At 50.7% G+C, this 11,616-nt stretch carries 10 protein-coding genes and 1 pseudogene; 8 read left to right on the top strand and 3 right to left on the bottom strand.

The features are described 5' to 3' along the window. Positions 1 to 3 precede the first annotated feature (3 nt). From nirB to pflA, 5 genes are all read left to right on the top strand, one after another. Positions 4 to 2,430, top strand: coding sequence for a nitrite reductase large subunit NirB (gene nirB, locus WH37_RS27060; protein ID WP_046233770.1), 2,427 nt, complete (start codon positions 4 to 6; stop codon positions 2,428 to 2,430). 66 nt (positions 2,431 to 2,496) lie between these two features. Further along, positions 2,497 to 2,865 (top strand): nitrite reductase small subunit NirD, encoded by a 369-nt coding sequence (nirD, locus tag WH37_RS27055; protein ID WP_046233769.1) that lies wholly within the window; start codon positions 2,497 to 2,499, stop codon positions 2,863 to 2,865. A 37-nt stretch (positions 2,866 to 2,902) separates the two neighbouring features. Then, positions 2,903 to 3,532, top strand: a complete 630-nt coding sequence (locus WH37_RS27050) for a hemerythrin domain-containing protein (protein WP_052737250.1) — start codon at positions 2,903 to 2,905, stop codon at positions 3,530 to 3,532. A 69-nt stretch (positions 3,533 to 3,601) separates the two neighbouring features. Further along, positions 3,602 to 5,875 carry a formate C-acetyltransferase gene (pflB, locus tag WH37_RS27045; RefSeq protein ID WP_046233768.1) on the top strand — a complete coding sequence of 758 codons (2,274 nt, stop codon included), beginning with the start codon at positions 3,602 to 3,604 and terminating at the stop codon, positions 5,873 to 5,875. Positions 5,876 to 5,891: 16 nt separating this feature from the next. Beyond that, positions 5,892 to 6,680 carry a pyruvate formate-lyase-activating protein gene (gene pflA, locus WH37_RS27040; protein WP_046233767.1) on the top strand — a complete coding sequence of 263 codons (789 nt, stop codon included), beginning with the start codon at positions 5,892 to 5,894 and terminating at the stop codon, positions 6,678 to 6,680. 36 nt (positions 6,681 to 6,716) lie between these two features. Here the strand turns inward: pflA and WH37_RS27035 are convergent, their stop codons facing one another. Further along, the gene (locus tag WH37_RS27035) at positions 6,717 to 7,205 is read right to left on the bottom strand and encodes a hypothetical protein (protein WP_052737249.1); all 489 of its coding nucleotides are present in this window, start codon (positions 7,203 to 7,205) and stop codon (positions 6,717 to 6,719) included. Positions 7,206 to 7,277: 72 nt separating this feature from the next. Between WH37_RS27035 and WH37_RS27030 the strand changes: the two are divergent. Next, a pseudogene (locus tag WH37_RS27030) lies at positions 7,278 to 7,562 on the top strand (HPP family protein); the annotation flags it as partial. Between the two features lie 88 nt (positions 7,563 to 7,650). Here the strand turns inward: WH37_RS27030 and WH37_RS27025 are convergent. Further along, positions 7,651 to 8,049: an SET domain-containing protein gene (locus WH37_RS27025; protein ID WP_046233766.1), complete on the bottom strand. Its 399-nt coding sequence runs from the start codon at positions 8,047 to 8,049 to the stop codon at positions 7,651 to 7,653. 344 nt (positions 8,050 to 8,393) lie between these two features. Here WH37_RS27025 and WH37_RS27020 point away from each other — a divergent pair, with 344 nt between their 5' ends. Then, on the top strand, positions 8,394 to 8,669 hold the full coding sequence (locus tag WH37_RS27020) for a hypothetical protein (RefSeq protein WP_046233765.1): 276 nt from the start codon (positions 8,394 to 8,396) through the stop codon (positions 8,667 to 8,669). 167 nt (positions 8,670 to 8,836) lie between these two features. Here the strand turns inward: WH37_RS27020 and arfA are convergent, their stop codons facing one another. Next, positions 8,837 to 10,348 carry an arabinosylfuranosidase ArfA gene (gene arfA / locus WH37_RS27015; protein WP_046233764.1) on the bottom strand — a complete coding sequence of 504 codons (1,512 nt, stop codon included), beginning with the start codon at positions 10,346 to 10,348 and terminating at the stop codon, positions 8,837 to 8,839. 347 nt (positions 10,349 to 10,695) lie between these two features. Here arfA and WH37_RS27010 point away from each other — a divergent pair, with 347 nt between their 5' ends. After that, positions 10,696 to 11,598 (top strand): ArsR/SmtB family transcription factor, encoded by a 903-nt coding sequence (locus WH37_RS27010; RefSeq protein ID WP_046233763.1) that lies wholly within the window; start codon positions 10,696 to 10,698, stop codon positions 11,596 to 11,598. Positions 11,599 to 11,616: the final 18 nt, after the last annotated feature.

Below are 11,616 nucleotides of genomic sequence, written 5' to 3'. Positions count from 1 at the left end.
ACAATGGGAGCAAAACGGCAAAAGCTTGTGCTGATTGGCAATGGGATGGCGGGAGTAAACACGCTGGAGCATATACTCAAGCTATCCCCGGAGCAATACGACATCACGGTATTCGGCAGCGAGCCGCATCCAAACTATAACCGGATTATGCTTTCTTATGTATTGGAAGGCAGTAAAACGATGGACGATATTATTTTGAACAGCTGGTTCTGGTATGAGGAGCATCGTATTACGCTGCATACGGGAACGACGATAACGGCCATTGATACGCAGCAAAAAATCGTTACGGCGGACAATGGGCTGACCGCAGCCTATGACCGTCTAATTATGGCTACAGGCTCGAATCCCATTATACTGCCCGTTCCTGGGCATCAGAAGCAGGGCGTCGTGGGTTTTCGCGACATTGCGGATTGCAGCGTCATGCTGGAGGCGGCGAAGCAATATCGCAATGCGGCTGTTATAGGCGGCGGGCTGCTCGGTCTGGAAGCTGCCAAGGGCTTGCTCAATTTGGGCATGAATGTGACGGTCATTCATTTGATGGCGGATTTAATGGAGCGCCAGCTTGACCCGAGCGCTTCGGCGATGCTGAAGGCGGAACTGGAGCGGCAGGGGCTGCATTTTCTTATGGAAAAGCAGACGGCGGAAATTTATGGCGGTGAGCGCGTAGAGGGGCTGACCTTCAGCGATGGAACGAAGCTGGAATCGGATTTTATCGTCATGGCAGCGGGCATACGGCCCAATACGGCTTTGGCCAGCGCGAGCGGCATTGAAGTGAAGCGGGGCATCGTCGTCGATGATTACATGCAAACGTCGGCGGATGGCGTGTACGCTGTTGGCGAATGCGCCGAGCACCGCGGCGTTTGCTACGGATTGGTCGCCCCGCTGTTTGAGCAGGGAGCCGTTTTGGCGAAGCAGCTATGCGGCGTGCAAACGAAGCCGTACGAGGGAACGCAATTGTCGACGAAGCTGAAAATTTCGGGCGTAGATGTATTTTCGACTGGCGTATTCTTGGATCAGCCAGAGCTGACGGTCATTCGCAAGCAGGATGACTGGAAACAGCAGTACAAGAAGCTGCTGCTTAAGGACGATACAATCGTTGGCGGTGTGCTTTATGGCGATGTCAGCGATTCGAGCCGGATTCAGCAATGGGTGCGCGAAGGGACTGCTATGACGGAGGCTATTTATGCAGAGCTGATGGGAGCAGGCGGCACCGTGCTGTCGGCCGCTGACCGCGTAGCGCAAATGGCCGACGATGAAATCGTATGCGGCTGCAACGGCGTATCGAAGGGGAGCATCATAAAGGCGATCAAGGACAACTCGCTTACTTCGGTCGATGAGGTGAAGGCGTGCACAGGGGCTGGGCGTTCGTGCGGCGGTTGTGTACCGACAGTTAGCCATTTGCTGCAATATGTGCTAGGTGACGAGTATGCGGGGCAGAAGACGAAGACGGGCATTTGCGGCTGCACCGACCTCAGCCGCGATGAAATCGTAGCTGCGATAAAAGAGAAGCATTTGACGACTGTGAAAGAGGTCATGCATGTACTGCAGTGGCATAATCCGGAGGGCTGCTCGAAATGCCGGCCAGCGGTCAATTATTATTTGGGCATGCTGTGGCCGCAGGAGCATGAGGACGAGAAAGATTCGCGCTTCGTCAATGAGCGGATGAACGCCAACATTCAGAAGGATGGCACCTACACGGTCGTGCCGCGGATGTACGGCGGCGTGACGACGCCGGAGGATTTGAAGAAAATTGCCGATGTTGCCGTGAAATATGATGTGAAAATGGTCAAAGTAACTGGAGGTCAGCGGCTTGATTTGATCGGGGTCGCGAAAGAAGATTTGCCGCTCGTATGGGAAGAGCTGGATATGCCCTCGGGCTATGCGTATGCGAAGGCGCTGCGTACGGTGAAAACCTGCGTCGGTCAGCAATTTTGCCGCTTCGGTACGCAGGATTCGATCGGCATGGGCATTCGGCTGGAAAAAACGTTTGAGCGGATCGACATGCCCGCCAAGTTCAAAATGGCCGTGAACGGCTGTCCGCGCAACTGTGCCGAGTCGTGTACGAAGGATATTGGCATCGTCGGCAATGACGGCGGCTGGGAAATGTTCGTTGGCGGCAATGGCGGAATCAAGCCGCGCATCGCCGAGCTGCTGTGCAAAGTGAAAACAGATGAAGAGCTTGTGCAGATGGTGGGTGCTTTTACCCAATATTATCGTTTAACGGCGAACTACTTGGAGCGCACTTCGGAGTGGGTGGAGCGCATCGGCATAGAGGCGATTAAAGCAGAAGTCGTTGACAATATGGACCGCCGCCGCGAGCTGTATCAGGATATTTTAGCAGTGCTTGCCGAGTTGAAGGAGCCTTGGAGCACAGCGCTTGAGGAGCAGCGGGAAAGCAGCTATCTGTTCGATGCGATTCAAATGAAATAGGCAGCGGCTTAAGGATAGGCTGAGCAAGCGCTAAAAAATAAAAGATAGAAGGCGAGGAGCATCCAAATGACTACACAGGTAAACAAGGATTTGACCTATATTAAAATCGGTACGCTCGAAGACTTTCGGGAACGGATGGGGCGGGTCATTCGCTTGAATCAGAAGGAGATTGCCGTGTTTCGTACAACAGACGGCACCTTGTATGCGCTGGACAATCGCAGTCCTCATCGCAGAGGAGGGCCGCTGGCTGAAGGCATGGTATCGGGACATTTTGTGCTGGACCCGCTATACGATTGGAAGATTGCGCTGGATACTGGGCAGGTGCAGGCTCCTGATTCTGGACTGGTGCAAACCTATCCGCTGCAGGTGGAAGGCACGGACGTGCAGCTGGGGCTAACGCTTGAGCAAGCGGGACAGTTAGGGCTGGAACGATAGAAGCAAGTATCTTAAATGAATAAAGGAGGTTTATCTATTGAATACGGCAACGCTTAACAAGGAAGGCGGTCAAGGCAAGAAGGGGCTAGGACAGTGTGCTTGCTGCAGCGGCAATCACCTGCTGCATGCGCTATTGGAGCAGAAGGAGAGGCAGGACGTTGGCATTCATCCGGAGAAGCTGAAACCGGCAGATTGGAGCAAGCAGTCTATTGCCGGGATGGTGCGCCAGCTCATGTTCGGCTATCATCTGTTTCTCAGAGCCGAGCTGCCGTTGCTGCATGAATTGACCGCGCTCATTACGAGCGTTCATGGCAGCCAGCACCGCCAGCTGATAGAGCTGCAGCAGCGCTTCCATGCTTTAAAGGCTTTGCTGGAGCAGCATTTGATTGACGAGGAAGAATGCTTTTTCCCGCTTATTCTGAAATACGAGCGGCACAATTCCGCTACTGCATTCAGGCAGGCGAAGCAAATGGTCGAGAAGCTTGAAGGCGACCATAGGCGGATCGGCAATATGCTCCTGCATCTTAGGTTGGCTTCGGCGCATTATATGCTGCCGGATGATGCGTGTGAAGCTTTCGCTTATACGTACAGCAGGCTGGAGCAGCTCGAAGCGAAGCTGCTGGAGCATATCCGGCTGGAAAATCATTATTTATTTTATAGATTGTGATAATTTTCACATTATAAAAGGAGATCTGGTTTTATACTGAAGCTATAAAGGATATAGGAGGCGGAAAAGATGGCTGTCAATCAAACCGATCGCATTAAAGTGGCAGAATCTGCGGGTGCTTGGCGCGGCTTTGCAGCAGGCAAATGGCAGGAGCGCATTGATGTAAAGGATTTTCTAGATCATAACATACAGCCTTATACAGGCAATGAGGCATTTTTGGCTGGAGCCACTGAGGCAACAGTCGAGCTATGGCAAAAAATCCAGCAGCTCGTCAAGCAGGAGCGGGCAAACGGCGGTGTGCTGGATATTGACCTGCATACGGTTTCCAGCATTACCGCACATGCTCCCGGCTATATTGACCAGAAGAAGGAGCAGATTGTCGGGCTGCAAACCGACGCGCCATTGAAGCGCTCCATTCAGCCATTCGGCGGCATCAAAATGGTCGTAGATGCCTGCGAGGCTTACGGCTTCGAGCTTCCCGCTGAAATGGTCAAAATGTTTACCGAGGTTCGCAAAACCCATAACCAAGGCGTATTCGATGCCTACACCTCAGAAATGCGCGCGGCGCGTAAAGCGGGCATCATTACAGGGCTGCCAGATGCTTATGGACGCGGCAGAATCATTGGCGATTACCGCCGTGTAGCCCTGTATGGGGTCGACCGTCTCATTGCTGGGAAAAAGCAAGAGCTGGTGCTGCTGGAAACAGGCACGATGACGGAGGACACGATTCGCGACCGGGAGGAAATATCCGAGCAAATTCGTTCACTGCAGGAGCTTAAGCAGATGAGCCTTGCCTACGGCTGCAACATATCCCGTCCGGCAGCTACAGCGAAGGAAGCGTTCCAATGGCTGTATTTTGCTTATCTTGGGGCGATTAAGGAGCAGAACGGCGCGGCGATGAGCCTTGGGCGCGTCTCCAGCTTTCTCGATATTTATATCGAGCGCGATCGGCTGGAAGGAAGACTGACGGAGGAGCAGGCACAGGAGCTGATGGATCATTTTGTAATGAAGCTGCGGATCGTGAAGTTTTTGCGGACGCCGGACTATAATGAGCTGTTCAGCGGTGATCCGACCTGGGTGACAGAGTCGATTGGCGGCATGGCAGTGAATGGGCAGACCCGGGTGACGCGCAGCTCCTTCCGTATTCTTCATACTTTATACAATTTAGGCCCGGCACCAGAGCCGAATTTGACCGTACTATGGTCAGCGAGCCTGCCGGAAGCCTTCAAAAAATATTGTGCGAAGGTGTCAATTGAAACGAGCTCGATTCAATATGAAAATGATGACATTATGCGCCCGCAGTTCGGCGATGATTATGGCATTGCCTGCTGCGTCTCTGCGATGCGGATCGGCAAGCAGATGCAATTTTTCGGAGCGCGGGCTAATCTTGCGAAAGCGCTGCTGTATGCCATCAATGGCGGAGTAGATGAGGTGTCCGGTGCGCAGGTTGGGCCAGCATTTGCCCCGATAACGAGCGATTTGCGGCTCGATTATAAAGAGGTAATGGGCAAATATGACGCCATGCTGGAATGGCTCGCTGGCCTCTACATGAATACGCTGAACATTATCCATTACATGCATGATAAATATGCGTATGAGCGGCTGGAGATGGCGCTGCATGACCGCGAGATTTTGCGTACAATGGCATGCGGCATTGCGGGTTTGTCTGTTGTGGCGGACAGCTTGAGTGCGATCAAGCATGCGGCTGTTATTCCGATTCGCAATGAAAATGGCATCGTTGTCGATTTTGACATTCAGGGCGAATATCCGATGTACGGCAACAATGATGAGCGGGTAGACCGGATCGCCGTACAGCTGACAGAAACGTTTATGAATAAGCTGCGCAAGCATCGCACTTACCGCGGCGCATTGCCAACGATGTCGGTGCTGACGATTACATCGAACGTCGTATATGGCAAAAAAACGGGCAGCACGCCGGATGGAAGAAAAGCAGGGGAGCCTTTTGCGCCGGGCGCAAATCCGATGCATGGCAGAGACCGCAAGGGCGCGCTTGCTTCGCTCGCATCCGTTGCCAAAATTCCGTACGAGGATTGTCTCGACGGCATTTCCAATACGTTCTCGATCATTCCAAAGGCGCTCGGCAAGGAGCCGCAGACACGCATTAACAATCTAGTCTCGCTGCTTGACGGTTATGCGGATAGCTCCGGCCATCATTTAAATGTAAACGTTTTTGAACGGGAGCAGCTGCTTGATGCGATGGAGCATCCGGAAAATTACCCGCAGCTGACGATTCGTGTATCGGGCTATGCCGTCAATTTTATTAAGCTTACCCGCGAGCAGCAGCTCGATGTCATTAACCGTACGTTCCACGGCGCGGTATAGAAAGGAGGCCCCAAGCATGTTAGGCAGAATTCATTCCTTTGATACGTTTGGAACCGTCGATGGGCCAGGGATCCGCTTCGTGCTTTTCATGCAGGGCTGCGCTTTGCAATGCCAGTTTTGCCACAATCCAGATACGTGGGATACCGGAGCGGGAAGACAGGTGACGATCGACGATATTTTGCAGGAAATAGAGCCCTATGTGCCGTATTACCGCCGCTCCGGCGGCGGCATTACGGTTACGGGAGGAGAGCCGACGCTGCAAGCGCCATTCGTAACCGAGCTGTTCAAAGCATGCAAGCAGCGCTGGGGGCTGCATACGACGCTTGATTCGTCTGGATTTTGCGAACCGAATCACGCCGAGCCTCTTATGGCGGTTACTGATCTGGTACTCTTGGATTTGAAAATGATCGATTCCGCCAAGCATGAGCAGCTGACCAGCCGTCCGAACGAGCGGATTTTGCGTTTCGCAGCTGCTTTGAGCTCGTGGAAGCAGCCGGTATGGATTCGGCATGTGCTCATTCCGCAGGTAACCGATGGCGGCGACGATTTGCGCGCGCTTGGCGCTTATATCAGCAAGCTTCAATCGGTTGAGAAATTTGAGATTTTGCCCTATCACCGAATGGGCGTATACAAGTGGCAGCAGCTTGGCCGCAAATATCCGCTTGAGGGCATTCCCAGCCCGACGGAGCAGGAGGTTGCGCGGGCTTACCGGCTCGTACAGGAGGGCGGGGTCCATGCAGCCTCGCAAATGCTAGAAGTTGCGAGCATAGAAAAGAAGCAGCCTATCGGCCGATTGCTCGGCTGAGGGCTGCTTTTTTTTCTTTTCAATTGCTCTGTATTTTCAGCGAATAGATTTATTAACGGCCAACTCTTGTAAAAGCAATTCGCTGCTTTTCTCCAGCTGCATAGGGTATAAATGCACGTTATCGGGCGTTTTTTGCTTCAGATCCTCGAACACGACTGATGAAGCGTATACACGATCAGCCTCACTCAGCACTTTGCTTAGCAGCATGGAATCATCCATTCCCACTGTACTGCAATTTGTGAGTTCAATTCCAGCCTCTAGTACGCGTTCAGCCATCCATTCACCGCCGACTTTACCTAAACAAACGAAAGCAAGCGAGGTAGCAGAAGGCAATTTTGCTATTTCCAATAGGGAAGCCTGTTCGATAATGGCCCCTATAACGGTCAATTTTTTCCCAAATGGATGAATCATTTGCTTTACTTCTTCAGCATGATTCAGAGTAGTTACAAAAGCATCCGCAAGGCTGACAGCCTCATTAAACGAGCTGCTCTCCGAACGTATATCCTCTAAAAACCATATTCCCACATCCGCGCCTGTGAGCCTACTAATCTCATTGCTGTAAAATAAAAGTTTCCAGCATCAGGGTATAGGCTAAGCCTGCCTGAAAATATTCTTTCGCTGACTGAAAAGTCGGACCTTGTATGGATTATGGCTCCGTTTGGAGCCACCTGTGTACTGGTTTTTGGCATATGGGATTCCCCGTTGTCGCAACCACGCAATGTTATTGGCGGGCATTTGATATCGACTGGCATTGGATTGCTCCTTTATCATTTGTTTGGACAGGGGAGCCTCGTTATGGCCGCTGGAGTGGGTCTTGCTATCGGATTAATGATGCTAACCAAGACGACTCATCCTCCTGCAGGAGCCGATCCGCTTGTTGTCAGCGGTTGAAGCATAAGAAGCCCGAAAGATGAACACCAATTTCTTAGTGTCTATCTTCCGGGCTTCAATCTTTCCAATCATCGCTCTACTAATCTGCTTCTTTCGCTTCCTGCTCCTCATTAAACCATAGAGGATCCTCGCAATCGACTTCGCCGTTATAGTTAATCAGCAGTTCTTCTCCTGCCTTAATATCGGAATGGGCAAAAAAGTCTACAGTCAAATTGTCAAAATTAAGCTCATAGAACGTATTCGGCGTATACGAGTGATTAAACAGCATGCCGTAGCCGAGCAAAATGGCGGAATGGTTTGCGCCATATTCAAAGGCATAGTCGCCAATAATCGTTTTCTCAATATGGACATGCTCCTCGTTGTCGTAAGGAATGACGGGTGCTTCGTGAATAAGTGCGCCCTCGGCAATGTCCTGGGTGGCGAAAACGCCGCGGTTCAGCTCGCCGTTGCTAAGCTGGGAAGTTCGAATTTCAATCATGAAAGTATCCTCTGTCCACTAAAGCATATAATGGAATTCTTTTTCTCAACATTATAGCCCGCCTTCGCTGAAAATAGCAATGCTGCTGCCGCCAACCCGTGCAAGTGTAATCAACCGGAGGTACTATAAAAACATGGTACTATTGCGTCCAATCATCCTCTTGTATAGTTAAGTTATTCATATATGGCAAACATACATACTGCTGTTTCCCCTCTTTATCATGGTTACATAGTTAGAAGCTTGGTGAAAAGGGCGCAGCGATGCCTCTTATTCACCAAGCTTTTAGAGAGCGGTTTCGCTTTAGATGAGGAACATTCGCCAGGGCAGGAAGGTGACTTGACGCCATGAACGCAACTTTGACAAGGCAACAGAAGCTGCAGCACAAAGCCGCTGTGCTCAAACAATATGAGGTCTATGGTTATCAGGTCGCTTATTATGTGCTGGAGAATGAAGCGCTGGCGGCTCAGGCAGCGATGCAGGCTTTTAAACAATTGTTTCAGGATGAGCAGTTTTTCGAGCAGCCACAGCCTGTACAGAAGCAGCAAACGAAACGAGCCGTCATGAAGCAATCCTTGCTTAGCAAATGCGCTGCTCTGCAATCCTCGCACGGAATAACATAGATTTGAAGCAGCCATTACGGCAGCTCATCCCCGTTTTTTTCACGAACAACAGCAGTTGGCATGCTTTCCAAAATGAACCTGGACAGCTCAGAGCAAACCGCAATAACCTCCGAAGCTCCCTTGTTTAGGTGAGTTTCGGAGGTTATTTTCAGTTCGGCTCGACGCGGCTAGTTGGAAGCCACTTTCAAGCGGATCATATTCCACGAAGCTTTGCCCAGTACGGCGCTAACTTGGCCGCCATCGACTTTGGCTGTGCCATTGTTATGCGGCAGAACTTGATTAGGACGAGCTTTCGTATTAGCTGCCTTAATATCGTCATGCTCCAGTACGACATACTCGATGATGCTGACGGCACCAAAGCTGCGAACATCGACATCAAGGTCTAGCGCTTCCTTCAAATGACGGTTGACGGCGAAAATCGTAATTTCACCCTGCTCTTCATTATGAACGCTAATCGCTTCCAGATAAGGCACATCAGTGAAATCCTTCGAATCGTATTTTGGCGATGAAGTAATCGGTTGAAGCACTGTGCCTCGTCCATACAGCGATGCGTGCTTGTAAGGAAAATATGTTGTTTGCAGCCATAGCGGACCACCATTTTCCGTCATAATCGGAGCGATGACGTTAATGAGCTGGGCTAGGCAGGCGATTTTCACCCGGTCTGCGTGCTTAAGCAGCGTAATGACGAAGCAGCCGACAGCAAGCGCGTCCTCAAGCGTATATACATCCTCAAATTCCGGCGGTGCAATATGCCAGCGTTCCTCTGCGCGGCTTGTGCCGATGGAGTTCCATACATTCCACTCATCCAGCGACAGCATGAGCTTCTTCTTGCTGCGCTTCTTCGCTTTCATGTAATCCGCAATCGCCGTTACGCTGTAAATGAATTGATCCATATCGAGCGATTTCGCAAGAAAGTTTTCTGAGTTGTTTTCATTATTGTTGTAATACGTATGCAGCGACAGGTAGTCGACCTGATCATACGTCAAATCCAGTACAGTCGCTTCCCAATCAGCAAATGTGCTCATGCCGCTCGACGAGCTGCCGCAGGCAACAAGCTCGATTGATGGATCGACCCAGCGCATCACTTTAGCTGTTTCATTCGCAAGTCTTCCGTATTCGACTGCTGTTTTGGCACCGATCTGCCAAGGGCCGTCCATTTCATTGCCCAGACACCACGTTTTGAACTTATGCGGCTCTTTGTAGCCATGGGAAATACGCAGATCGCTATAATAGGAGCCGGATGGATGGTTGCAATATTCGACGAGGTTGCGGGCCGCATCGACGCCGCGTGTGCCGAGATTGACCGCCATCATCACTTCGGAGCCTACGAGCTTTGCCCAATCGGCAAATTCGTTTGTGCCGACTTCATTCGTTTCGGTCGTCCACCAAGCCAGCTCAAGCAGACGCTTGCGCTCTTCTTTCGGACCAACGCCGTCCTCCCAATTGTAGCCGGAGACGAAATTTCCGCCTGGATAGCGTATAATAGGAACGTTCAGCGCTTGGATCGCTTCCAGCGCATCGCGGCGGAAGCCGTTCTCATCGGCAGTCGGATGCCCCGGCTCATAAATGCCGCCGTATACGGCACGTCCCAAATGCTCGATGAATGATCCGTACAGACGCGGGTCAACCTCGGCAATTTTAAAATGTTTATCAATGAGCATCGTTGATTTCAAAGACATAATGGTAAACCTCCTGTTTAAAAGTCTGGTGTCTGGTGAAAAAAGGTCTGCGCTGCGTGAAAAGGTTGGCTTACGACCGTTGTTGCCCGTTGTTTTTTCGATTAGATCGATTATAGGTAATAAACAACGGGCAAAGACGGGCGCTGACGCTTCTCCAGCTCAACCTTTTCACTCCGCTTGCCTTTTTCTCCTTGCTTATAAAAAATGATGAATTAGCCAAAAACTGAATTCATGTACTTGCTATCTCCTTATATTTTTAACATAATGAATAAATACAAGCAATAATTAAGAGCGGTTATGATGAAGGATTAGCTAAATTGCTAACTCTATAAATAGGATGTGTCAGAATGTACTTAACGACGAATGCGGAATCGCTTCGCGTGTATGAAGCGCTGGCGAGCGAGGTTCGCCTGCAAATTATTGATTTGCTGGATGAGCGGGAGCGGCATATTAAGGAGCTGGCTGCCGAGCTTTATTTGAGCAGCGCCATTGTCAGCACCCATGTGAACAAGCTTCAGCAAGCTGGAATTGTCACGAGCAAAATGAAACGGGTAGGCGGCGGAACGTATAAATATTGCTCGCTGTCGACGGAATATTTGCAAATTCAGTTGTCCAAGCCCAACGATCAGAAGCGGAAAAATATCGAAACGATGCTGCCGGTCGGCCATTATACCGATGTAGCCGCCTTCCCAACCTGCGGCATTGCGACAACGGAAAAACTGATCGGACAATATGATAATCCTAAATATTTTTTGGACCCGGAGCGAATGAATGCCGGCATTTTATGGTTTGCACGAGGGTATGTCGAATATAAGGTGCCCAATCATCTTTTTGTTGATCAACGAGTGCAGGAATTGGAAATTTCACTGGAGATTGGCTCAGAAGCGCCGCAAATTAATGAGAATTGGCCGTCGGATATTCGCTTTTTCATCAATGGCTTGTATTTGGGCGAATGGACGAGCCCGGGCGATTTTGGACGTGTGCGCGGCAGGCTGTCACCGGATTGGTGGCAGGGCGATGTCAATCAATATGGCTTAATGAAGGTGCTGCGCCTCAATGCGAATGGAACCTTCATTGATGGCTTGCAAATATCCGAGCTGACGATTCATGATTTGGATTGGGATAGCCCATATTTGATGCTGCGCATCAGCGCGGAGGAAAGTGTGCCGGGCAGGGGAGGATTAACCTTGTATGGCAAGGGGTTTGGCAATTACAATCAGGATATACGAATTCGCACCTATTATGAATAAGCCCCAGACACTTCGGAA

Source organism: Paenibacillus algorifonticola, assembly GCF_000971975.1.
GTDB classification, from domain to species: domain Bacteria; phylum Bacillota; class Bacilli; order Paenibacillales; family Paenibacillaceae; genus Pristimantibacillus; species Pristimantibacillus algorifonticola.
This window is presented reverse-complemented; position numbering and strand designations above follow the sequence as displayed.